Raw genomic sequence first — 21,777 nt, 5'->3', positions numbered from 1 at the left:
AAAGCTGGGATATTAAAAGAAGATGGACAAGTCATTCATCCAGTTACAGGAACTCCTCAAGGTGGCATAATAAGTCCCATTCTAGCAAATATCTATCTACACTACGTATTAGATATCTGGTTTATAGGAAAAGTTAAGAAAGAATGTGCAGGTGAAGCCCATCTATGTCGTTACGCTGATGACTTTGTTTGTGCTTTTAGGTACAAAAGAGATGCAGAACGATTTTATCACATGTTACAAAAGAGGCTAAATAAATTTGGTCTAGCACTTTCATTGGAAAAGACAAATATAATCAGTTTCTCTAGATTCCGTAAATATGAAAATAATAGCTTTGAATTTCTAGGGTTCGAGATGCGTTGGGGAACTTCAAGGAAAGGTAAGGACATAATTAAAAGGAGAACTTCACGCAAGAAACTAAGAAAATCACTTAAGAATTTTACTAAGTGGTGCAAAGAAAATAGGAATAAGCGACTCAGAAGTTTGTTTAGTGATTTGAATGCAAAACTAAGAGGATATTATAATTACTATGGGATAATAGGGAACTATGAAAGTCTTAATCAATTTTATAGAATAACAAAAAGAATACTATATAAGTGGTTAAATCGAAGAAGTCAAAGACGTAGCTTTAACTGGCAGGAATTTGATAAAGTATTAGAAAGGTATAGAATATTAAAACCGAGGATAATGGAGATAAACCAGTTAGAATTTGAGTTTAGTTAATGCTTGACTACGGAAGCGAATATTTACTGAAGAGCCCAGTGCGATAATCTCGCACGCTGGGATCTGTGCGGGGGATGTTGGGTAACTAACATTCCTACCGTGACGACGACAGTGCGACCAGCCCTTGAAATAATAGGGATAAGCTGTGTTCTGGGCTGCCTAAATAAGCCATTCATTCTATTTAGAATGACTCTATCTTCCGGTGCATTTCTGGTAACGGATCTGTGCTAAGCGGGAGAGACAATGTGGAATATCTTACTAACCCTAAAGTGAGTGCCTGCTAGAGTAAATATACCGTAAAGGCTAACATATGTGAATTACTGAAAGCTTCGTCAAACGTGAGCAGTGAAACGGGGTTGATACACTGTAACCAAAAGGTGGGAGATGAGGTCAAGTAAGTTGTCGTATTGCTTGACAAATAGACTAAAATCTTCGGAGTAAAGGTAGAGCCTAAGGCGGTGTAAATTGGCTGGAATACAGAACTGGGTAAACCCAATAGGTTCCTGGAAACAGGTAGGTCAATTATGCTTCGTGATACAATATCTAGGGGGTGGAGGGGAGTGGAAGAAGCGAATGCTATCTTATAATGAGATGGATAAGAGTTCGAAATTTGCTCTAATCTAAAAAGGATGCAGACTTCCAGATGGTGGTTTGAGACAGGAAGGGATAGGAACTCTATGAATGGGGCAAGCCAAATAACTCTTCGGAGTGGGCGATCTCAGACTGCAAAGTTAATAGACTCGTGTTCTGAAATGTCAGGTAATTAATAGTTGCCGTCAATCCAAAGGTTGATTGAAACTGCTTGAGCTGTGTGATGGGAAACTATCATGCGCAGTTCTGATGGGGGAAAGGGGCTGAAAAGCCCCCGACCTACCAGACTACTTAATTTCTGCTTTTAAAAAGCTTTTGTAGTAGTCTATTTAATTTAGACAGTTGACATATAAAAGGAAATAATATATAATTACTGTCAAAGTTATATTAATTTAATTTTAAATTATAGGGGGAAGATATGAAGTTATCAAGAAAATGTGAGTATGCTTTTCTTGCTTTAATTGATATTGCTCAACATAGTGATGAATTGGTTAAAATAAGTAAAATATCGGAACGCCAGAATATTCCAAAAAAATTTTTAGAACAAATATTATTAATGTTAAAAGGTTCAGGCTATTTGACCAGTAGGAGAGGAGCAAATGGAGGCTATAAACTAGCGACAGATTCTGAAGAAATCACTGTGGCTGAAATTATAAGATTATTTGATGGAGCACTTGCTCCAGTAGGCTCTGCAAGTGAAAATTTTTATGAAGAAACTCCTATTGAAGAGCATGAAGAATTATTATCGATATTTAAAGAAATTCGAGATTATGTAGCAGAAAAGCTTGAAAATACTACAATAGCAGATTTGATTGAAAATTAGTTTGAAATTTTTTTGCAATCTAAAGACTACTAAATTGATAGAGAACATATAGAATTAGTTTTCAAGTTTAAAATTAATTGTAGGAAAATTATTTTTAGATAAAAGACTACTATGTTGATAGACAAAATATACTAACATATAGTTTTTCTTTTATAATAATCACAAAGTTGATAAATTAAAATATAATATTAAAAGTTAAATTTTTATTTTACATCAAAGACTACTAATATGATAGAGAAGGTAGAGTTAAGTAATTTAAAATTTATTTTTAAAAGGAGATGAGAAAAGGTGGAATTAACAATTGTTTTGTCATTTTTAGTAGTGGTTATTGCTTTTGCATGTGAGTATATGGATGCTTCTATTGGAATGGGCTATGGTACTACTTTAACACCAGTGCTTTTAGTTTTAGGATTTTCTCCTTTGGAAGTTGTTCCATCGGTACTTTTAGGACAGATCTTAGGAGGATTAATCGGAGGTTTTTTTCATTATAAGTTAGGAAATGTTAAATTAAATATTAATTCTATTGATGCCAAGGTGATTAGCGTATTAGCTGGTTTTGGAGTTATAGGCTCTTTAATAGCAGTATTTTTTGCAATAAATATTTCTGCAATGGTCCTTAAAACATATATTGGCTTGATGGTATTAAGTATTGGGATAGTAATTCTTTTAAAGAAGAATAGTGAAGGGGAAGTATCCTGGTTAAGACTTATTATTGTGGCTATAGTTAGTGCTTTCAATAAAGGATTAAGTGGTGGAGGTTATGGACCCCTTGTAACAGGAGGGCAATTAATAAGTGGTAGAGAAACAAGTAATTCAGTAGGAAGTACTACTATTGCAGAAACTATAGTTTGTATGGTAGCTTTTTTAAGTTACATATATACTAGTCAAAATATTTTTTGGAAACTAGCTTTTGCTACGAGTTTAGGTTCAATTTTAGCAAGTCCTTTAGCAGCATTAACAGTTAAAAAAGTAAATGATAAAAATTTAAAAACTGTAATTGGGTTTATAACTTCTTTTTTAGGAACTTTAACTTTGATTAAAACTTTTATTTTTTAAAAATTCATAAATCACTGATATGGTTAGGCTATTTTCAATTATATGTTAATTTAAATTTTATAATGTTAATAAAGCATACTTTTGAGAGGTATGCTTTTTTTATTGTAAAGGAAATTAATTGATTTATATAGAATTAATGGTTATAGTAAGTTATATATTTTTTAGTGTATATTGAGAGAGTGGTAATTAATAGTATAGTGATGTACGTCAGATAACATTATAGGATTGTATCTGAAGTTTGGCAAAAAAATTAAAAAATAAGGATTTAATGCAAGACTTACTTTACCACTGAATATTTTCTTTTATCTCTAGAAGTGAAAATTTCAGATACAATTTGTTGAACGAAACCCGATTTATGCTATGGAGTTTAAATGCCCTGATTTATTTATGAAAAATCTCTAATTCTATCAAAAATAAACCTAATTAATCATTTAAAAGATATACAGATTGCTTTAGATAGAAAAAGGGACTTATTGAATGAATTAAATGGTGACTAAAATAAAATCAGTTTAATCCAATGTAGAAGGGAGAGTGATTAAATATGATTAAATTGAAGGATGACAGTAGCTTTGAAAACTTGAAAGAGAATGTTTTCAAAGATGAAGAGGAAAAAGAATATTATGAAAGTATGCAACTACTACGTGAATTGCAAAAATTAATTATAGGTACTAGAATTAAAGCTGGGCTATCACAAGCGGAATTAGCAAATAAACTTAATACTACTCAATCGTGCATTTCGAGATTAGAGAGTGGCGATGAATTCAATCCAGAATTTAAAACTTTAGTTAAATTGGTACATGTCTTAAATGAAAATATCGAAAATGATGACGAATTTTATGAAGCTTTTAAAGAAATAATTAAAAATTCAATACAAGAAGCCGCAGTTATTTTTAATAAAAATACAGGAAAATATAAGGATAAAAATAAAGAGAGAAAGAGAGTGGAGGTTTAGTAATAATTCTCCGATTATAAGAATTATTTCACCAAAACAAGAGCTAGAGCAAAATATATTTGAAAAGAAAGACCATCTTCAACTGTTTTAGAGATAGTGGAAGATGGTTTCTTGTTATTAATTATCTTTTTAAATTTTTCTGTCAATCATAATACATTTTCCTAAAATTTTCACTTTATTTTTTGGAAGAGTTATTGAATTACAATTAGGACCATCCCCTCTTAGGGTGATTTGATTATTATTTTTATAGATTCTTCTTAACTTAACTTCTCGTTGTATATCATTAATAAGTATAGCTGCTACTTCTCCATTTTCTACATCTTCTTGCTGTCTGATTAATGCATAATCTCCGGAAATCAATCTATCTATAACCATAAAATCTTCTTTAAACTTCATAAAAAAGTATGTACTATCATCCAAAGAATCTTTCAAAGTTAAACGATAGCCTATAATATTTTCTGGAGCTAAAATATACTGCAAACAGTAAATTGTATTTATTATCGGGATTTTAACTGTTGTTTCTTCTGAAACGGGAATAGCTCCTTCAGGTAAATTATCATTATTAAATTTGGAATTTAACTGTATAACCTTATTGGTCATAGTTGTTCCTCCTTTAAAGTTGTTAAAGCCTTCCTTCTTCTTCTTCAATCTTTTTAATAAATTTAATAATACTCTTAATTGCCCCCGCTGGTAAGTTATAAGCCTGTCTGTCTAGTGGTATAACATTTTTGGGTGGAGTGCCAATTATTTCTTGCCAAAGGTCAAATAATTCTGGTTCGTCTTTTAAAGCTTCTTTAACATTTTTATAAGGAATATTCTTTGCTGGTGTTCTTTTATAATGCATTTAAACACCTCCTTCCTAAAAATAAAAACATATGTTCGATTAATAGGTCTAAAAAATATCCTCGAGTATATCTCCAGGAATTCAAATATTTCTAAAGGAATTATTATAGAAATCCTTATATAAGTTATCATTATAATGTATTTTTTTAATCTTCATTTTAGTTATCATTGCTTGCCTAGTTACTTTAAACTTCCTCGCTAGTAACCCCAAATTATAACGATATTTACGAGCTTTCCGTTTTAAAACAGGAGTAGGAATAAGTAACTCACTAGCAAAGATATCAGCTTGTTGATCAGCAGATGACTTATTCTTTAGATTAATAGCTTTACGTGATGTGAAAATATTTCCTTCATGTTCTAAAATATCGTGAGCTAACTCATGAGCTATATTAAATCTTTTTTGTCCTAAAGTTTGGCGTTTATCTACAATAATAACCTTATCATGATTATCTTTAATTAATATAGCTTCATCATGAGTCAGTTTTCTGTGAACTAATATTATTTTTCTTTTTTTCATTATGTAATTTAAATCGGCAGGACAATTTAAACCATGATTGTATAGATATTTACGAGCTTTTATTTCAATCTTTTTATACATTATGTGTTTAGCCAACTCCTTCCTATAACTGCTCACCTTTTTCTTTACCTTCTTTAACAGCTTTAAACACACGAACAGCAGTTGCTAAGTCTTCATCACTAGCTCCTCTTGTTTCTCTAAGAAATGAATGAAAACCTTCCTTTTGTACTAAATTTATAAGAAATTTTTGTTCTTCCTTACTCAGAAACTTTTTCAATTTTTCCAGAATGGGTTGATTTTGTTCCTCTTCACCTAGTAAGTAACTAACAGTAACATCAAGTGCTTTAGCTATATCTTGAAGTCTTTTCAAAGACGGATTGCTTCTATTATTTTCAATATCACTAAGAAATGAATGAGATATATTAGCCTTTTTAGCTAATTCTCTTAGAGTTAAATCGTTTTCTTTTCTTAATGATTTAATTCTATCTCCGACTTTCAATATAATTCCTCCTTACGTACATAACGTACTATAATTATATTATTTTTATGTAAAAAAGTAAAGTTAAATATTGTTCGATTTATACGTAAGATAGATTATAATAGAGTTTCTGTTAGCTATTTACGTAAAATAAAGCTTATTTAACGTATTTGCCTTTTGATATTTGTACGTAAATAGTGTACAATAATTTGTAAGAGATTTGGAGGTGATAAAATGGAAAAGTCAATAGGACAAGTTATAAAAGAAGAACGTCGTTCTAAGAATATAAAACAAGTTGATTTAGCTAAAAAAGCAGGTATTTCAAATACTTATTTATCAGATATCGAAAATGAAAGAACGGAACCTTCTATTAAAACTATTAGAAATATAGCTAGAGCTCTTAATATAGATTGGACACAAATTTTTTTACTTATTAATTACGTAAATAGTGAACAAGAGTATAGTAAAGAAACTAAAAAGTAATAATATTTTACTTTTTATTATAACACAGAGTTGCTAATATTTGTAATGAACTATTTTCACGTTTTCTTAAGTGGATGTAGATACTTACTGAAAGAAGGTGGTAACAATTAAATCTATAGGAGAGTTTATTAAAGATGAAATGAAGAGGAAGAGAATAACTCAAAGTCAGTTAGCTTGTAAAATTGGCGTAGATCGGACGACTATTTCTAAATATATTAATAATCATGTCAATATTCCTAGTGATGTATTACACAATATAACTGCTGTTTTAGATAGTCCTAAATTAAGGATATTAGCTTTTGGAACAACTTCCTCAGGTTTAGTTTTTGATCAGGTTAAATTAAAGTTTTATGTTACCGCTGTTAAAGCTATTGAGGAATTTAAAGAGACAGTTGAGGATATAGAGAGTGTACTTCTTTTTGCTCATAATATTGATTCTGTTGAAGAACTGGACCAAGGACAGCAAGAGAAGTTTAATCGTATGTTAGACAGCTTAGAGGATGTTAGGCATGTTATTAATATGTTGGATATCTGTGCTCATGATTTGGATGCTGATCTTGAAGAGAGGAATCAAAGATGCTTACAAAAGTATAGAAGGCGCGGTTATTTAAGTGAAGATTATTAATCAGTTTAAAGGAGGCTAAAATCATGGAAGAAGTAGTAGAGCAAGTTTTAAGAGAGGCTATTAGAGAGTCTAGGAAAGAGCTGCCTTTTGCGCTTACGGTAAATGACTTAGAGAATTTACTGCCTTTTGGGAAGACCAAGATTTATGAAATGTTAAGACAAGACATTATTCCTAATAAAAAAGTCAGTGGACGGATAGTAGTTGCTAGAGATAAGTTTTTAGTTTGGTTTTATGATAGTCAAGATGTTAGAAGTGAGGACCAGGTACTACGGGATATTGGAGTTATTTAAATGATTATTAGTTGAAGGATTTTAAGGAGGTGAAACTTATGGCCGGAGTTATGGAAGAAATTTTAGAGGAGTTAAGAGAGATGAATGAAAAGTTAGATAATCTTTCAGTTGGAACTACATTAGAAACAGAAATGATGAGTGTTAAAGAAGCAGCAGATTTTTTAAAAATTAGCAAAGGAAAAATGTATGAGATGATTCGTCAAAATGAGGTTCCTTATGTATCCGCTGGCAAACGTAAATTGATTTCAAAGCAGGCTTTATTAGAATGGATTGAAGAGGAAGCAGAAACTGAGCAACAAGCTGCTGAGGTTCAAGTGATTTAGATTTGGATATAAGTGAAAGTAGTAAGGAGGTGGGCATAATGGCTGAAAGGCTTAATAGAGCTGTAATTAAAGAAGAGTTTTATAAATTAACAGGACATCCCTTAAAGGCATTAATTATTAATCAATTTCTTTATTGGACAGAAAGAGTTAGAGATTATGATCAGTTTATAAAGGAAGAAAGAAAAAGAGCTAGGAGAGAAGGAACGGATTTAGTTTTAGATGAGACTAAAGGCTGGATATATAAGACCACTGGCGAGTTAAAAGAAGAGCTAATGGTCCATTGGCATAAGAAGACAATCAGAAATCATATTAAAGAATTAGTAGAATTAGGCTATTTAGCTGAACGACAGAATCCTAAACATAAATTTGATAACACAAAACAATATAGAGTAAACCTTTTAAAACTAAATAAAGATTTAATGGAGATAGGATATGTATTACAAGGTTATAAGTTTGATGATTTGATTCAAGATGAGATGAAGAGAGCTATTCAACAGAATAATTCTAAGTTAGAAGAAAGCAATGAAGATTCGAAACGAAATGATTTTGGTTCGAACCGAAATGAGGTAAGCTCGGAGCGAAATGATTTCGGTTCGAGGGGAAATGACTGCGCTTCGAGTGGAAATAGTTTCGATACAATACCAGAGACTACAACAGAGACTATAACAGAGAATAAAAGAGAAGAAGAAAAAGAAGACGCGCGTGAGGATTTGGACAAGCAGTTATGGATGTCAATTTTTGAGTTGTATGAAAAAGTGTTCGATAAAGAGATATCTGATTTTCAGCTTGAAACCTTAAGAGATTACATAAGTGATAATCAAAATATGGATTTAGAAATAATACCTCTGGCTTTAAAAGAGGCTGGATTAAATAATGCTAATACGTTTAGTTATGTAATTACGACCTTAGATGATTGGCTAGAGCGTGAACTTACAACTGAGGATAAAGTCTTAGCTATGAAGGAAGAGAGGATAAAGCAGAATCAAGAAGCTAAACAATCTAAATTTAAACAGAAGAAGACTGATAAAAGTAATTATAGCTCTAAAGCAAAAGTTAGAGGCAGCAATAACTATCAGCATTATCCTGAGGAAGAGAAGAACTCAGAGATACCGATAGATCAGATAAAAGAAAGACTTAAGAAGTTTGGCTTAGTTAAACCAGAAGAGGAAGCTACTACTTGAGGGGAGGTGAAAAGATGTTAAACAGAATTGCTTTAGTTGGTAGATTAACTTTCGACCCAGAGCTGCATTATGTTGGCGAAGGTATTCCATTGTGTACTTTTAGCATAGCTGTTAAGAGACCATATTCCAGTCCAACTGGAGATAGAGACGTAGACTTTATTAAAGTGATTGCTTGGAGAAAGCTAGCTAAGAATTGTGCTGATCACTTAGGTAAAGGTAGATTAGTTGCCGTAGATGGTAGGTTACAGATTAGAGATTATGAGAATGGTGATGGTGAGAAAAGAAGAGTTGGCGAAGTCGTAGCCCAAGATGTACATTTTTTAGACTGGCCTAAGGATGGGGACGGAGGTGAAACAAAAGAAGAAGCTGTTTAATAAAATGCTTTCAGCTTTAAAGTGAGGCGATTACAAATGAGTGAAAAGTTATGCGGAGCTTGTTTATTACAAAAGTATAAGACTTCAAATAATCAAGATGAAGACTGTGATAAGTGCTTAGAAGAGAAGAAGAAAAGAAAGAAGAATAGATAAGGAGGAATAATTCAATGAAAAAGATTGCTTTAGTATTAATGGTGGCAATATTGGTAAGTAGTTTAGGTACGACTGTTATGGCTGGGGAATTAAAGTCAGTAAGAGAGCTTCATTTTAAGAAGTATAAGAAAGAGCCAATGGTTGGCGCTGGGCTTGCTTTATTACTTCCTGGCGCTGGACATTACTATGCTCAAGATAATAAGGGAATGAAGAAGTTTGGACTTGCTGAATTAGCTGGTTATTCATTAGCTGTATTAGTTGATGACTCTAGTTTAATTGAAGCTGGCATAATTGGGTTAAAAGCCTATGCTGCTTTGGATGCTTATAGAAAAGTTAAAGCATACAATAAGAGTTTAACTACTGATTTTGGAGTGAGCTTAAAGAAGAATCAAATTAATTTAGGAGTCAACTATCAATTCTAATTAGCTAGTCTTAGGGAAGAAAGGACTTAAATTCAATCAAGGCATCTAAATAATTTATGTGGGTCGTGGCAAAAACCATAAGTAGCTTGATTTTCTTTCTTCCCTTTTAAAAATAAATTTTAGATTAAGGGGTTGAGCTTATGAGAAAAAAGTATATTTTGATAGCCGTTTTATTATTAATTCCTCTTCTTCTAACTGGGTGTTTAAGTAATAGTGGTGCTAGTAATAAGAATCCAGTAATCAAATCACTTAATCTTAGTTCACAGACAATGCGGGCAGATGAAAGTATAGATGTGTCAGTGCAGGCTTCAGATCCAGACGGTGATAAGATAGGTTATTCCTGGAGTGCAACTAAAGGTAAGGTATCTGGAAGTGGAGCTAATGTCACCTATCAAGCACCTTCTAAGGCAGGTACATATGAGATTAAAGTATTAGTTTCTGATGCTAAAGGAGGCAAAGTAACTAGTAGTAAAGAGATTCAAGTTGGTTCAAATGATTCACCAGTAATTAATTCTGTAACTATCAGCCCATCAACTATTCAAGTCGGAGAGACGGCTATAGTTACAGTTGATGCCTCTGATCCAGAAGAAGATAGCCTAAGTTATTCTTACAATACTACTAATGGTAGTATTAGCGACACAGGAAATAGTGTAACTTATACTTCACCATCTAGTACAGGAACATATACTATCGAAGTTACAGTTTCTGATGGGAGTAATAGTGTTAGTACTTCTAAAGATATAACAGTGACTTCGGCAGTTTGGCAGAAAGCATTTAATGTTGGAAATGGACAAACATCTACAGCTTATGGAGCAATAGAAACTATAGATGATAATTATATTGTAATCGGTGGTCGTTATGATGGCATTTATTCAAGTAGCGGTGGAAGCTATGTAATGAAAATTGACAGTAAAGGTAATCAAGTATGGGAAAAAACAACTTTAGGAACAACCAACACTTCACACTATTTATTTATAAAAGAAGCTAATAACGGAGGATATGTTTTAGCTGGAGAGAGTGATAATGCAGACAAAGATTTTATTTTAACTAAGATAGATTCCCAAGGTAATGAAAGCTGGAGTAAAGAGTTTAATAATGGTGCTTACGAATATCTTTATGATTTCGAACTGACCAACAATGGTTATAAATTGATAGGTAGTACTGGTGCTCAGGCTGGATCCAGTGATGTTTATAGTATAGAAACTGATAATAGTGGAAGCCAGTTATCTACAAATACTTATATTACTAATTTAACAGGTATAAATAAAGTTATTTCAACATCTGATGGTGGGTATTTGGCAGTCGGAGAAAAAGATGATGGTACAGGTAATAATAATCCGTATGCTGTAAAGTTAGATTCTACTGGAGTTGAACAGTGGAACTATACTTATTCAACTACAGGGTCTTACGATAGATTTAATGGCGTAGTAGAGACTAGTGATAATGGTTTTACTTTAGTTAAAGAAGATAGGCAAACATTATTAAAATTAGATAGTCAAGGAGTTAAACTTTGGGAAACAACCCCATCTATTGCTAGTTTCGATTGTAAATCTTTAAAGTTATTATTTGATGGTAGTCTTATGATGGTTGGAAGAGCAAGGCCTGTTGACCAATACCAGGGAGTTTTAACTAAAATTAGTTCTTTAGGTAGTGAATTATGGGCTAAGACTTATGGACCATCTAGTCCAGAAGATAATGAATTCCAAGGCGTTGTAGAGATTAGTGATGGTTATTTAGGATTAGGAGAAACTGAAAACCTCAATACAGTAGGTGATGATGACTTCTATGTAGTAAAAACAGATTTTCAAGGAAATACAGATAGTTTCCCTCAATAGAAATTAAGTTTAGGGAAGAAAGGAGGTGGTTTTCTGAAATTAACTGTAATATTTATCCCTACGAAGCAAAGACAGGTTTAAACTATCAATTTTAAAGGAGGAATGATTAAATGAAAAAGTATATAGCGGTATTTCTTTTAACATTAATAATGTTAAGTATGATTGGTGGTACAGTCTTAGCTGAACAGACGAGTATTCTTGATGTAATCAAAGATGCTAATAAGAATAGCAACCAAGGAGACCAGGTTCTAACCAAGGTCGATAAATTTATTCAGTTCTTTATCTATAAATTACTACCTTTAGCTGGCGTGTTAATGATGGGAGTTAGCGGTTTTTATCTTATGACCGGAGCTGAGGAAGGTAAAAAGAAGGTAGCTAGCGCAGTCTTTGGCGTAGGTATTATTGCTTTATCGCCGACGTTGGTCTCATGGCTGATGGGAATGTTTAGATAAATTTAAGTAAGTGAGGTGATAGGATGTCTTTACCGCAGACTAAAAGTTATAAGCTAAGTTCTAAACAGAGTATTTTACTTAATGCAGTCATCTTTATGTTCTTTACCGCCTTAGGACAGGTATTTAATGTAGTTGGGATTGGTGTTGCTATCGGTTTGAGTTTAGCAGTCTTACTCTATATCTATCAAAGAATGAATCGACCAGGAGTAATTAAGCATTATCTAGACTACATTAAGACGCCTAATCAGCTGTCAGGTAATAAAAAGGAGGGATAGTTAGTGGTTAAACAAGCTTTGTTAGATAAAGAGAGGGAGAGTGTTAAAAATTCTCTCTCTGATTATCTTCCTTACTTAGACTTTATAGATAATATCATCTTTTATGAGGATGAGAGCGTAGGCTTAGTATTAGAGATTAAACCTGTTTATGATGAGACTTTAAGTGATGAAGAGCTAATAGATTTAAAACAGAAATTAATTCATTTCTTAAATGCCCTAGAAGATAATCTTGCTCTTCAATTTTACTTTAAGAAGTATAAAGACTTTAGTGATCTTAAAGAAGGCCATCTTAAACAGAATCAATCAGATAGTAAATTAGTTAAAGAGTTATTTAAAAAGAGGATAGATAAGCTAGATCAAGATATTCAAAGAAATCGACTCTTTCGTTATTCTTTATTCTTAATTATAAGAAAGAAGTATGACTTTAAAGTAGATAAGGTTAAGAGCTTAATCTATTCTCCAAATAGATTAAACAAAGAGGTTAAACTACATTTTAAAGAGATAATTCAAGATCTAAAAGAGATTCAAGAGAAGTATAGATATTATTTACAGAAAGCAGATTTTGAAGTTATTCAACCTAGCGAAGAGGAAGTAATTGATTTTGTTGCTTCGCAAATTAATCAGGAAGTATTAAAGAATGTTAAGTTTGAGACTAAACATGATCTAACTCATTGCTGCATGAAAAAGGCTTATAATCATTTACAGATTGGAGATAAGTACTTTAAATTCATTACTCTAAAAAATGAGCCGGAGTTTGTAAGACCTACTTTAATTAAGTACTTAACTAATGCTGAGCTTAACTTTGAGTATGATGTGATTGTTAATTTAAAGATTTTAGATAAGCATAATCAAACTCAAAAGTTAAAGACACAAAAAAGAGTAACTAGAGCCTTAAAGTTTGATCTATTTGGCAGTGATATAGATGAGGAAGCCGAAGCTAAGGAAGCAGATATATCCGAACTGCTTACAGATATGGTCAGCGGTAAAGAGAACCTATTTAAGTTTGAACTGTTGATATTAGTCAAAGCAGATAGTAAAAGAGAGTTAAATAAGAACTGTGATGAGCTTTTAAGTAGTATCCGGCATTTAGAAGGTGCCCAAGGCTTTGAAGAGAGTATTGCTAACTTCCAGCTTTATTTAAGCTCTCTACCAGGTAATATTAAGTTTAATAACTTTAGAGACTTTAAGTTTAAGACTTCTTATGTTACAGATTTACTACCGATCTTTGGTCCACCGACAGGGATTGGTGAACCATTGATGATCTTTAGAAATAAGTATAATTCAGTTACTTATCTAAACCCAATGTCAGATGAATTCATTAATAAGAATGGACTTACTATCGGTGCTAGTGGAAGCGGTAAATCCTTTACAATGAACTATATTAGTCTTAATTACTTAGCCTATGAGCCGATAATCTTAATTATTGATAAAGGCGGAAGCTATAAGAAGTTTGTTGAGACTTTAGGTGGTGATTACTTTGAAGTCTCTACTAAATATGCTATTAACCCTTTCGATATTAAGACTGATAATAAAGAACTCTTTTGGCGGGCAATTATAGAAGTAATGATTAGAGAAGAGAATGAACCGATCTCTAACGATATGAAGATAATTATTAACGAAGCAATAGCTAAAGTTAAAGAAGAAGAGATCAATAAGCCGATAATTTCTGACTTTGTTGATGCAATAGATAAGCTAGAGTTTAAGGACCAAGAGATGAAACGTAAGAAACGTAAGGCGTACCGACATTTAAAGCGGTGGACTAAAGGAAGATACGGCAGCTTTTTAAATAATAAAGAAAGTAACTTAGATGTAAGCAGCGATATTTTGGCAATGGACTTAAAGGGCTTAGAAAGTTATCCCGAAATACTAGAGGTCTTTATGTTCTATATTTCAAGTGTTTCTTGGTATAAGGCAGAATTAGATAGAGATCGTAAGAAGTTATTTATCTTTGATGAAGTCTGGCAGTTATTTTTAACTGAACAAGGCGGTCAGCTTCTAGAAGAGATGTATCGTACCTTAAGAAAATACGGTGCTAGTATCTTTTCAATTTCACAGTCTATTTCAGACTTTGCAGATAATAAGCATACGCCGGGAATTATGGAGAATATATCTTTCTTCTATATTTTAAGGCAAAGCTCAGGGGCTGATTATGATAAGCTTAAGAATACTTTAAATCTATCTAAACAGGATATAACTGAAATAAAGAACTTAAACAGTGTTAAGGGAGTATATAGTGATGTCTTTATAAGACTTCCTCAGTTATCTTTTATAGGTAGAGTAGTCCCGGGAGCATTTGAGTACTGGATGGCAACTACGAACTCTAACGATATCAGCTTATTTAATCAAGTTTTGAAAGCATTTGATAATGACTTAATTAAGGCTTTGAACTTTTTAGCTAGTAGATGTCCATACGGCTTTACTACCTATAGTTCTTTTAACTATGATGAAGCCTTTAAGAAGTTTGATGACAATATTGTTAAAGTTTTAGATTATTTAGCCAAAGAGTATCTAAAGAAAGGGTGAATTGAAGATGGGTCTACTTATAAAGTTAATTCTAATTTTAATAATAGAAAATTTGTTTTTTTATCAGCTCTTAAAGTGGAAGAAGAGAAAGAAGTTTAAGTCAAAGAAGAGAAGTGAAGACTATTTAGCTGATTTAAAGAGCCGTTTTGGCGAAGTCTTTATTAAAATAACGTAGTTAGGAGGCAGATAAAGTGAAGAAGAAAATCTTACTTTTAGTCTTAGTTGGAGTTTTAATGTTAGCTTATAATCTAAATACCTTTGCTTTGTTAGGTGACCAAGCAATTCCTCAGGCCGTTTATAGGGTGCCGATGGGGTCGGAAGTTAAGTATTTAGAGGATAATGTTCAAAAGCTTTTATATCTTAATGAACAGGTGATGAAATTAAAGAAACAGCTTGACCAATACAAAGACCAGGAAGCATTATTTAGAGCTTTGTTAGGTAACTCTAAGCTATTAGATTTAGCAGATTACGATTTTGATAATATGAGTCTAGAGGAGTGGAAGGAAGTTATAAGGACAGCTGCGGATATTATCTATGCGGACGTAGATGTAGTAAAATCATCGACTAATAATAAGCCGTCTAAGCAAAGAGTTGAAAAAATAAAAGAGTTTCGCAAAGTAATGGCTGGAGACTCAGATAGTGAAAGTCAAAGTAATGATCAAGATCCTATAATAGATTCAAATCCTGATACTTCTAAACAAGAGAGAAATGAAGAACAGATAAAGAATCTTAAAGCTAGATTAAATAATTTAAGTAAGCTATATAACCAACTGCTTTCTAGGTATATGAACTTAGAGATATATAAGGATAAATCTTCTCAGCCTATAGTAGTACCTAAGGCTGATTCAATGCCGACATATATAAAAAAGACCCAAAAAGATTTAGAGCAGATTGAAGATAATATGGCTAAAAACCAAAATCTTAAGCGTTCTAATATACCTGCTTTATTACAGAGTTTAAATAAACAGATGTTATTTAATAATCAGATTAATCTCAAGATATTACAGGCACTATCTGATTTAAATAAGATGCAGGCTGTAAAAACAAATAAAGATAGTATTGATGAAGTTAAAGAAGATTATATTGAAATGAAGCATAAGCTGCTTAATTAAGAAAGGAGGTTTAAGATGAGACTATTTGAGAAGTTTACTAACCCTTTAGCTAACTTAAGTACAGCCTACCAAACCTTAAAGATAGTTACCTTTATATTATTAGTAGTAGTTATAGGCTTAACAGTAAGCTTAATTATTACTTTAAATAAAGAACAGATTGTTGTCGGAGTCAACAAGCAAGGGGTGCCGATTCCAATGGAGATTAAGGATAAGAGAGTAGAGAATATGATTAATTATAAACAGTTTATTACTTACTTTTTAAACTCTGTCTATGATTGGAATAGTGAGACATATATCGATCAAATCGAGAAGGCTTTACCTTTAATGGCTGAGGATATAAGAGGAGATTATATTAAAGAGATGAAGAAGGGCGGTTATATTGAGACGATCAAGAAGAATCAAATTACTAGTAGCATTCAAGTTAAAAAGATACTAACAGATAAAGCAAGAAAGTATAAGGATGGTTATTTAATAGAAGTGCAGGCAGTTAAGTTAAGAGTAACTGATTTTATAGACAGGACAAGTCCAGTACAGATTAAGATTGCTTTTCGCCCAACAGCTATAAACTCAAAAAATATTTGGGGGTTAGAGGTATTTGAGATTAAGGAGGTTTCAATAAATTAGAACCAAGTCGAAGCTACACTTTACTGTACAGCTTAGCTTCGACTTGGTCATAGGAGAGAAAATGAAAAAAATGATCTTTTTAATAATATGACCTTATCTAATTAAAATATTCAAAATTTATCTAAGGAGGTTAGGAAAATGAAGAGATACTCTTTACAGGTTGTAATAGTAATTGTTTTGATGCTAGTTATTACAAGTTCAGCATTTGCTAAAATCAAAACAGTCTATCAGACTAATCAACCGATTCCTATCATGACAAAGTTAGGTACTCAAACTGTCTTATTTTTTGAGAGTGAAATTGAGTTTGCAGTAAGTAATGCTAACTACTTTCAGGTTAATAGTGATAAGAAGAATAATAAGTTATCGATCACTCCTAAGAAGGCTGGAGCTAAGACTAACTTAATTGTAACAACGAAGAAGAATAATAAATATGTCTTTCATCTAGTCGAAGATAAAAAGCAGGATTATTATGACTTAGTCAATGTTAAAGCAGCGCCAAAGATTAATTATAAAGAGATTATTAACTTAGTCAATAAAAGAAAGATAGCTATTGACCCAGCGGTTAGAGAGCTAATTAATATCTATGAGATAGATAAGAATAGATTTAAATTTAACAAGCCTAGCTTAAAGTTAATAGTTAAACGGGCTGTAACGATTAAAAGCCTAAATAAGACAGTATTGTGGTTTAGGCTAGTTAATAATTCTAAGGGGATAATTAGGATTCCCCTTAATTTAATCGATATAGAAAAGAGAGAACGCTTTGCTCTGGCTGGGGAGAGTAATAAAGAGAAGTTAAAACCAGGTGAGATGAAAGACTATTATATTTTGTTAGAAGGTGCTTATTTAGATAGCAGTTATACAGTTTTGATGAATGTTAATGGCAAAGCAAAAGAATATAGGATTACCAATATTCCTTACCACAAACAGGAGTTTAAAGTTTTTATCGAAGATGCTAATAATTATATCAATCTTCGGCTTGAAAATTATCAGAGGTGATTACTATTAATAAGTTGATTAGTAACGACTTCGTTCAAATAGTAATTGGAGCTTTTGTTATAATTGAGTTTTATCAATATAAGAACAGATTGCACTTAAAAAGGAAAGATTAATCTTCTCTTTAGGAGGTGAACAGATGTTAAAAGATAAGCTCAATAGCTTAAAAGATTTATTAATAGATGAAGAGGGTAAGCCCAAATTTAAAGCAGTTGCGGTATTGATTCTAACTATAATTATCTTTACAGTGCTAGCGATTAATTTGCTTCCGACGAAGAAAGTAAAGAAAACGGCTGGTATATTAGATATAAACTACAATCTGCCTAAGCCGCCTACAAGACCAAAAGTTAAGATTAATCCCAGTAGCAAAGATACATACTTAAAAAAGGACGAATTATCAGCTGTTTTGGATAAGAAGTTATCCGGGGCATTTAGTAACGAAGCAGAGGAGATCATAAAACAGATCGATAGAAGTCAACGTAGGATGATGATTCAGATTAGAAAAGAGAGGAAAGCTAAGCTAAAGGAGTTAAAAGCTGAGCTTGAAAGTAAGTTTAGTAGTCAAAATAATAAAAGCTTAGGTAGTAATTCAGCTTCTAATATATCTAACAAACTAGACCAAAGTGACCAAGAAAGAAGGAATGACAGACCAAGTAATAAAAATAACTCAAACCAAAATCAAACTAACACTAAAAAAGAAAACCCAACTGCTAGACGTACTTACAAACAGCGAAGAGAATTTACAGCCCCAACTAATACTTATAGAGACTATAGTTCTAACTTAGATTATGCTTATTCAAACCAAAATAAGAATCGCCAAGCACCCTCTGCTATAAAACCAAGTTCAATGGTTGTAGTGGATAACTTTAATACTCGCGTTGGAAGTTCAATTGTAGTTAATAAGACATTTAAAGAACCTAAACGCGGTTATGAAATCAAACGAGGAATCAAAGCTGGTACTTTAGTTCCAGCTCAATTAAAGGTTGGTTTAGTCAGTTCCGAAGCTAGATCACCAGCGTTAGTTAAAGTCACTAAAGATATTAAATATGAGGGTGAAGTCTATATCCCGAAGGGTAGTCTATTTTTGGGTTATGCAACGGCTGATTACGGGGTAAGACAGATGTTTGTAACTTTAGAAAAGTTGATTATCGGCAATAGAGAGATCGATGTTAAAGCACACTTAGTCAAACAAAACGGGACCCCAGGCTTTGCTAGTCAGTATATCGACCTAACTATGGAAAAGTTTTGGCCGACTTTCTTGATGGACTTTGCCGCTGGAATCTTACAATCCTTTAAAGATGTTATCTATGTAGTCTCAGATAACGGACTACCGCAAAAATATTATCAAGATACATTAAAGAATAAAGCTATAGATGGTACAACCCAAGGAATTACTAAGTGGACTGATAGACTTATGCGGGATGCCGAAGAACACCAAGCAATCATTATTGTTGATCCTGGAGTTAAAGGGAAGATTTTTATAGATGAAAAGATTTTGATAAGTAAGTTTAAAGGGGACTAAAAGGATGTGGAAAGCATGTGGATTATGTGGATTTGGTGGACAACTAAAGCAACTTGCCCACAAGCTCCACATAATCGCACAAGCTCTACTTTTGAAGTTTAGCTGCTTTATTTGTAGTCTCCTAGCATGGTTACTGTAATAGCCTGATGGATTTGCTGGATAACTTTTAATAAGTTACCCACAACTCCACAGGCACTAAAGACTTATCAGTTAAACCGCCCAAACATTTAGGGGCTATCCCCTTACTAATCTAAGAGAGGAGTAGATGATGATTACTAAGTTAAAGCTTAAAGAGGCTAAGTTAAAAATGAGAGCAATTAAGTACTGTCGAAGGTGTGGAATAGTACTTACTGATAAAGAATTAAACCGCAGTCAGTTTGTATGTAATAGATGTATGATTGAACAATTAGAGCGATTAAAGAATCTATAGTAAAGGAGGTGTTCTTTTTGAGACGATATATTTTCTTCGTAGTAGTTACTTTAGTCTTATTTAGCTTTACAAGCAGTGGTTTTGCTATGAATAAATTTACCCAAGAAAGCTGGATTGGAGCCTATATCTTTGATAAAAAAAGCTTATCTTCGGCTGAACAATATTATCCATACTTAGATATTAGGAATATAAACTTTAGGATCAATAGTCCTGGCTATGCAGTTAAGACTATAATAGCTGACTATATTATTACACAGGATTTCGATATAATCAAAAGTCTAAAAGCAGAAGATGCTTTAAATAAAGCAGAGGATGATAAAGACTTACTAGCTATCTTAGAGAATTTAAGCCAGAATGCATCTAAAGAGCAGTTAGAAAGAAAGATTTTAGAGATGAAGACTTTACTTCTATTGCGAGATGAAGTTAGAGATAGACAGAAGTTTTTAAAGTTAATAAGCGGTGAAAAATATAACCGTTTTAAATATAGATTCTATCACTTTAAGTTAATTGAATATGAGGATTATATTTTAAGCCAAAAGGTAGATTTCACAACAGATATTAATTATGACTTTGGTCGGTTAGAGAAGTTAAGGTTTGGCTTAGAAGAGACATCGGCTCAAAGAATAATTGACCAGGCTTTAATGCGTCTATCCGGAGCTTATAACCAAAAATTAAAGATACTAGATGGAGAAATACAGGCTAGCATGATGACCACCGAAAGAATTAACTCTATGCTTCCGATTTATCCGAACTCCTTAGCTAATAAGGAAAGTTCTCCCTTGGTTTCTCTTAGATTGCAGCCTATGGAGCTTAAGTTAAAGAGGAAGCTAGTTAGTAATTTTAATAAGTTAAAGTTTGACTGGAAGCAAAAGGTTACGCTTTTAAAGTACCAATTTAATAAAGAGGAGCTTACTAATATTGCAGATTATTTTAATCTATTTACTAATAAGTTATTAGAAGTAATGAAGAGTTCATACCGGGATAAATATGGAGAACTTAAATTTTTAGAAGATTATCAGTTTACGCTAAATAACTTAAACCAAATCTTAAGAGAAGTTAAGCTTATGAACTAGATTAGAAAGGAGGTTTTAAGATGCCGGATAGTCTTTATGATGCCCTAGATTTAGCTTATAGTACCAAGACCTTTGTACAGATAGTAAAGAATAGTTCAATGATAGAGCGTTTAATTCAGATTGCTGTTATTTTAGCAGCTTTAGTCTTAGTAGTCAGCTTATTTATGGAGATGTACTATAAAGTTTTAGAGAGTAGAGGAAGTTATGTTAGTGTCTTAATTAGGTTAGTTTTAGTTATTTTAGTCTTAGCAAATTATATGCCGATGGTCTTAGGGTTAGTAAATGGAGTTGACAGCTTTACTAAACAGTTTGCCGGCGGTATTGCTAAGGATAGGATAGATAAGGTCGAAGAAATAGTCAATCAGGACCAAGCTAAAGCCAAAGAAGAGATTAATAATATTAAAAACGATAAAAAGCCTAGTAATAAACAAGGTAGCTTCTTCGGATTTTCTTGGGGACTGCCGGATTTATCAGTCTCTCAACTTTTAGTCCAAGGTAGTATCTTTATTACCCAGGCAGCCTTATTTGTTATCTTTGGGATTAGAAATATCTCATTAACGCTTCTAACTGTAGTTGGACCATTCGCTTTAATTACATTAATGAATAGAAAGCTTCAGACTTACGGTTGGGGTTGGATTAAAAGCTTTGTTAATGTATTAATTTGGCCGGTCTTAATTGTTTTGATCCTATATATTCAAGATATTTTGTTAGGTAACTTAACAGCTGGCAGCTCTACTTATTATAAAGCAAAGATGTTTGGGTATAATGTTGTCTTCATCTTCTTCTTAGTTAAGGTTATGAAGTTTTTGCCGGAGTTAGCCCAAGGGACAGCCGGTGCCTTTTCTACAGCCGAAGGGTTGATGTCAGCACTTTTATACGCTACAGGGTTAGGCGCAGCTAAAGGAGCTTTTAAACAGCTAGGCGGAAAAGCAGCCTCAGGGTTAGGTCAAGGAGCTAAGAAGGCAGCTAAAGGAGCTGGAGGCTTAGGTCAGAGAGTAAGGACAAGTGGTAAGTATTCCTTAGGGAAGATGACAGGAAATAAAGTAGGCAAGATGGAGGCAGAGATGGAGAGAGTTAATTCTAGTAGTAATTAAGAAAGGAGGTCTA

The 21,777-nt window shown here is 32.7% G+C and carries 27 protein-coding genes; 23 read left to right on the top strand and 4 right to left on the bottom strand.

The window, feature by feature from the left end; genetic code table 11:
* From BM077_RS05115 to BM077_RS05100, 4 genes are all read left to right on the top strand, one after another.
* Positions 1-720: reverse transcriptase domain-containing protein (locus BM077_RS05115; protein WP_255364342.1), on the top strand; the 720-nt coding region annotated here is incomplete at its 5' end.
* Between the two features lie 1,009 nt (positions 721-1,729).
* The gene (locus BM077_RS05110) at positions 1,730-2,134 is read left to right on the top strand and encodes an RrF2 family transcriptional regulator (protein ID WP_089748553.1); all 405 of its coding nucleotides are present in this window, start codon (positions 1,730-1,732) and stop codon (positions 2,132-2,134) included.
* Between the two features lie 288 nt (positions 2,135-2,422).
* Positions 2,423-3,190, top strand: coding sequence for a sulfite exporter TauE/SafE family protein (locus BM077_RS05105; protein ID WP_089748552.1), 768 nt, complete (start codon positions 2,423-2,425; stop codon positions 3,188-3,190).
* A 541-nt stretch (positions 3,191-3,731) separates the two neighbouring features.
* The gene (locus tag BM077_RS05100; RefSeq protein WP_089748551.1) at positions 3,732-4,142 is read left to right on the top strand and encodes a helix-turn-helix transcriptional regulator; all 411 of its coding nucleotides are present in this window, start codon (positions 3,732-3,734) and stop codon (positions 4,140-4,142) included.
* Between the two features lie 129 nt (positions 4,143-4,271).
* On the opposite strand, the gene BM077_RS05095 is transcribed toward BM077_RS05100, so the two are convergent.
* The 4 genes from BM077_RS05095 to BM077_RS05080 all read right to left on the bottom strand — a co-directional run bounded on the left by BM077_RS05095 (position 4,272) and on the right by BM077_RS05080 (position 6,001).
* The gene (locus BM077_RS05095) at positions 4,272-4,742 is read right to left on the bottom strand and encodes a LexA family protein (protein ID WP_089748550.1); all 471 of its coding nucleotides are present in this window, start codon (positions 4,740-4,742) and stop codon (positions 4,272-4,274) included.
* Between the two features lie 22 nt (positions 4,743-4,764).
* Positions 4,765-4,986 carry a hypothetical protein gene (locus BM077_RS05090; protein WP_089748549.1) on the bottom strand — a complete coding sequence of 74 codons (222 nt, stop codon included), beginning with the start codon at positions 4,984-4,986 and terminating at the stop codon, positions 4,765-4,767.
* Positions 4,987-5,067: 81 nt separating this feature from the next.
* Positions 5,068-5,583, bottom strand: a complete 516-nt coding sequence (locus BM077_RS05085) for an ImmA/IrrE family metallo-endopeptidase (protein WP_089748548.1) — start codon at positions 5,581-5,583, stop codon at positions 5,068-5,070.
* A gap of 22 nt (positions 5,584-5,605) precedes the next feature.
* Positions 5,606-6,001, bottom strand: a complete 396-nt coding sequence (locus BM077_RS05080) for a helix-turn-helix domain-containing protein (protein ID WP_089748547.1) — start codon at positions 5,999-6,001, stop codon at positions 5,606-5,608.
* Between the two features lie 213 nt (positions 6,002-6,214).
* On the opposite strand from BM077_RS05080, the gene BM077_RS05075 reads away from it, so the two are divergent.
* From BM077_RS05075 to BM077_RS04995, 19 genes are all read left to right on the top strand, one after another.
* Positions 6,215-6,463 carry a helix-turn-helix domain-containing protein gene (locus BM077_RS05075; RefSeq protein WP_089748546.1) on the top strand — a complete coding sequence of 83 codons (249 nt, stop codon included), beginning with the start codon at positions 6,215-6,217 and terminating at the stop codon, positions 6,461-6,463.
* 97 nt (positions 6,464-6,560) lie between these two features.
* Positions 6,561-7,088 carry a helix-turn-helix domain-containing protein gene (locus BM077_RS05070; protein WP_090003509.1) on the top strand — a complete coding sequence of 176 codons (528 nt, stop codon included), beginning with the start codon at positions 6,561-6,563 and terminating at the stop codon, positions 7,086-7,088.
* A gap of 23 nt (positions 7,089-7,111) precedes the next feature.
* Entirely contained in the window at positions 7,112-7,378 is a 267-nt protein-coding gene (locus tag BM077_RS05065; RefSeq protein WP_089748544.1) for a MerR family transcriptional regulator, read from the top strand.
* Positions 7,379-7,416: 38 nt separating this feature from the next.
* A complete protein-coding gene (locus BM077_RS05060; RefSeq protein WP_089748543.1) occupies positions 7,417-7,701 on the top strand; it encodes a helix-turn-helix domain-containing protein in 285 nt (94 codons plus the stop codon).
* A gap of 38 nt (positions 7,702-7,739) precedes the next feature.
* Positions 7,740-8,882 (top strand): DnaD domain-containing protein, encoded by a 1,143-nt coding sequence (locus BM077_RS05055; protein WP_089748542.1) that lies wholly within the window; start codon positions 7,740-7,742, stop codon positions 8,880-8,882.
* 14 nt (positions 8,883-8,896) lie between these two features.
* The gene (locus BM077_RS05050; RefSeq protein ID WP_089748541.1) at positions 8,897-9,256 is read left to right on the top strand and encodes a single-stranded DNA-binding protein; all 360 of its coding nucleotides are present in this window, start codon (positions 8,897-8,899) and stop codon (positions 9,254-9,256) included.
* Between the two features lie 167 nt (positions 9,257-9,423).
* Entirely contained in the window at positions 9,424-9,831 is a 408-nt protein-coding gene (locus tag BM077_RS05045) for a hypothetical protein (RefSeq protein WP_089748540.1), read from the top strand.
* A gap of 140 nt (positions 9,832-9,971) precedes the next feature.
* Entirely contained in the window at positions 9,972-11,666 is a 1,695-nt protein-coding gene (locus BM077_RS05040; RefSeq protein ID WP_089748539.1) for a PKD domain-containing protein, read from the top strand.
* Positions 11,667-11,776: 110 nt separating this feature from the next.
* Positions 11,777-12,118, top strand: a complete 342-nt coding sequence (locus BM077_RS05035) for a TrbC/VirB2 family protein (RefSeq protein WP_089748538.1) — start codon at positions 11,777-11,779, stop codon at positions 12,116-12,118.
* Between the two features lie 23 nt (positions 12,119-12,141).
* Entirely contained in the window at positions 12,142-12,393 is a 252-nt protein-coding gene (locus BM077_RS05030) for a hypothetical protein (protein WP_089748537.1), read from the top strand.
* 3 nt (positions 12,394-12,396) lie between these two features.
* On the top strand, positions 12,397-14,916 hold the full coding sequence (locus BM077_RS05025) for a TraG/VirB4 family ATPase (RefSeq protein WP_089748536.1): 2,520 nt from the start codon (positions 12,397-12,399) through the stop codon (positions 14,914-14,916).
* Positions 14,917-14,923: 7 nt separating this feature from the next.
* Positions 14,924-15,091 carry a hypothetical protein gene (locus tag BM077_RS13695; RefSeq protein ID WP_176941631.1) on the top strand — a complete coding sequence of 56 codons (168 nt, stop codon included), beginning with the start codon at positions 14,924-14,926 and terminating at the stop codon, positions 15,089-15,091.
* A 16-nt stretch (positions 15,092-15,107) separates the two neighbouring features.
* The gene (locus BM077_RS05020; protein WP_089748535.1) at positions 15,108-16,028 is read left to right on the top strand and encodes a hypothetical protein; all 921 of its coding nucleotides are present in this window, start codon (positions 15,108-15,110) and stop codon (positions 16,026-16,028) included.
* A gap of 15 nt (positions 16,029-16,043) precedes the next feature.
* A complete protein-coding gene (locus BM077_RS05015) occupies positions 16,044-16,652 on the top strand; it encodes a hypothetical protein (protein WP_089748534.1) in 609 nt (202 codons plus the stop codon).
* A 138-nt stretch (positions 16,653-16,790) separates the two neighbouring features.
* Positions 16,791-17,648 (top strand): TrbG/VirB9 family P-type conjugative transfer protein, encoded by an 858-nt coding sequence (locus BM077_RS05010; protein ID WP_089748533.1) that lies wholly within the window; start codon positions 16,791-16,793, stop codon positions 17,646-17,648.
* Between the two features lie 136 nt (positions 17,649-17,784).
* Positions 17,785-19,167 carry a TrbI/VirB10 family protein gene (locus BM077_RS05005; protein WP_089748532.1) on the top strand — a complete coding sequence of 461 codons (1,383 nt, stop codon included), beginning with the start codon at positions 17,785-17,787 and terminating at the stop codon, positions 19,165-19,167.
* A gap of 265 nt (positions 19,168-19,432) precedes the next feature.
* A complete protein-coding gene (locus BM077_RS13690) occupies positions 19,433-19,597 on the top strand; it encodes a hypothetical protein (RefSeq protein ID WP_218149518.1) in 165 nt (54 codons plus the stop codon).
* A gap of 17 nt (positions 19,598-19,614) precedes the next feature.
* Positions 19,615-20,670 carry a hypothetical protein gene (locus tag BM077_RS05000; protein ID WP_089748531.1) on the top strand — a complete coding sequence of 352 codons (1,056 nt, stop codon included), beginning with the start codon at positions 19,615-19,617 and terminating at the stop codon, positions 20,668-20,670.
* 20 nt (positions 20,671-20,690) lie between these two features.
* On the top strand, positions 20,691-21,764 hold the full coding sequence (locus tag BM077_RS04995; protein WP_089748530.1) for a type IV secretion system protein: 1,074 nt from the start codon (positions 20,691-20,693) through the stop codon (positions 21,762-21,764).
* The last annotated feature ends 13 nt before the right edge of the window (positions 21,765-21,777 follow it).

The sequence above is a fragment of the Candidatus Frackibacter sp. WG13 genome (assembly GCF_900114655.1).
Taxonomy (GTDB): Bacteria; Bacillota; Halanaerobiia; order Halobacteroidales; family Acetohalobiaceae; genus Frackibacter.
The sequence above is the reverse complement of the archived record's forward strand: the minus strand, read 5'-3'. Positions and strand labels throughout refer to the sequence as shown.

What these genes read in the sequence shown, in the direction of transcription:
- BM077_RS05110 (WP_089748553.1), top strand. Translation starts at nt 1,730, where the DNA reads ATGAAGTTATCAAGAAAATGTGAGTATGCTTTTCTTGCTTTAATTGAT.
- BM077_RS05100 (WP_089748551.1), top strand. Translation starts at nt 3,732, where the DNA reads ATGATTAAATTGAAGGATGACAGTAGCTTTGAAAACTTGAAAGAGAAT.
- BM077_RS05095 (WP_089748550.1), bottom strand. Translation starts at nt 4,742, where the DNA reads ATGACCAATAAGGTTATACAGTTAAATTCCAAATTTAATAATGATAAT.
- BM077_RS05090 (WP_089748549.1), bottom strand. Translation starts at nt 4,986, where the DNA reads ATGCATTATAAAAGAACACCAGCAAAGAATATTCCTTATAAAAATGTT.
- BM077_RS05085 (WP_089748548.1), bottom strand. Translation starts at nt 5,583, where the DNA reads ATGTATAAAAAGATTGAAATAAAAGCTCGTAAATATCTATACAATCAT.
- BM077_RS05075 (WP_089748546.1), top strand. Translation starts at nt 6,215, where the DNA reads ATGGAAAAGTCAATAGGACAAGTTATAAAAGAAGAACGTCGTTCTAAG.
- BM077_RS05065 (WP_089748544.1), top strand. Translation starts at nt 7,112, where the DNA reads ATGGAAGAAGTAGTAGAGCAAGTTTTAAGAGAGGCTATTAGAGAGTCT.
- BM077_RS05060 (WP_089748543.1), top strand. Translation starts at nt 7,417, where the DNA reads ATGGCCGGAGTTATGGAAGAAATTTTAGAGGAGTTAAGAGAGATGAAT.
- BM077_RS05055 (WP_089748542.1), top strand. Translation starts at nt 7,740, where the DNA reads ATGGCTGAAAGGCTTAATAGAGCTGTAATTAAAGAAGAGTTTTATAAA.
- BM077_RS05050 (WP_089748541.1), top strand. Translation starts at nt 8,897, where the DNA reads ATGTTAAACAGAATTGCTTTAGTTGGTAGATTAACTTTCGACCCAGAG.
- BM077_RS05045 (WP_089748540.1), top strand. Translation starts at nt 9,424, where the DNA reads ATGAAAAAGATTGCTTTAGTATTAATGGTGGCAATATTGGTAAGTAGT.
- BM077_RS05040 (WP_089748539.1), top strand. Translation starts at nt 9,972, where the DNA reads ATGAGAAAAAAGTATATTTTGATAGCCGTTTTATTATTAATTCCTCTT.
- BM077_RS05035 (WP_089748538.1), top strand. Translation starts at nt 11,777, where the DNA reads ATGAAAAAGTATATAGCGGTATTTCTTTTAACATTAATAATGTTAAGT.
- BM077_RS05030 (WP_089748537.1), top strand. Translation starts at nt 12,142, where the DNA reads ATGTCTTTACCGCAGACTAAAAGTTATAAGCTAAGTTCTAAACAGAGT.
- BM077_RS13695 (WP_176941631.1), top strand. Translation starts at nt 14,924, where the DNA reads ATGGGTCTACTTATAAAGTTAATTCTAATTTTAATAATAGAAAATTTG.
- BM077_RS05015 (WP_089748534.1), top strand. Translation starts at nt 16,044, where the DNA reads ATGAGACTATTTGAGAAGTTTACTAACCCTTTAGCTAACTTAAGTACA.
- BM077_RS05010 (WP_089748533.1), top strand. Translation starts at nt 16,791, where the DNA reads ATGAAGAGATACTCTTTACAGGTTGTAATAGTAATTGTTTTGATGCTA.
- BM077_RS05005 (WP_089748532.1), top strand. Translation starts at nt 17,785, where the DNA reads ATGTTAAAAGATAAGCTCAATAGCTTAAAAGATTTATTAATAGATGAA.
- BM077_RS13690 (WP_218149518.1), top strand. Translation starts at nt 19,433, where the DNA reads ATGATGATTACTAAGTTAAAGCTTAAAGAGGCTAAGTTAAAAATGAGA.
- BM077_RS04995 (WP_089748530.1), top strand. Translation starts at nt 20,691, where the DNA reads ATGCCGGATAGTCTTTATGATGCCCTAGATTTAGCTTATAGTACCAAG.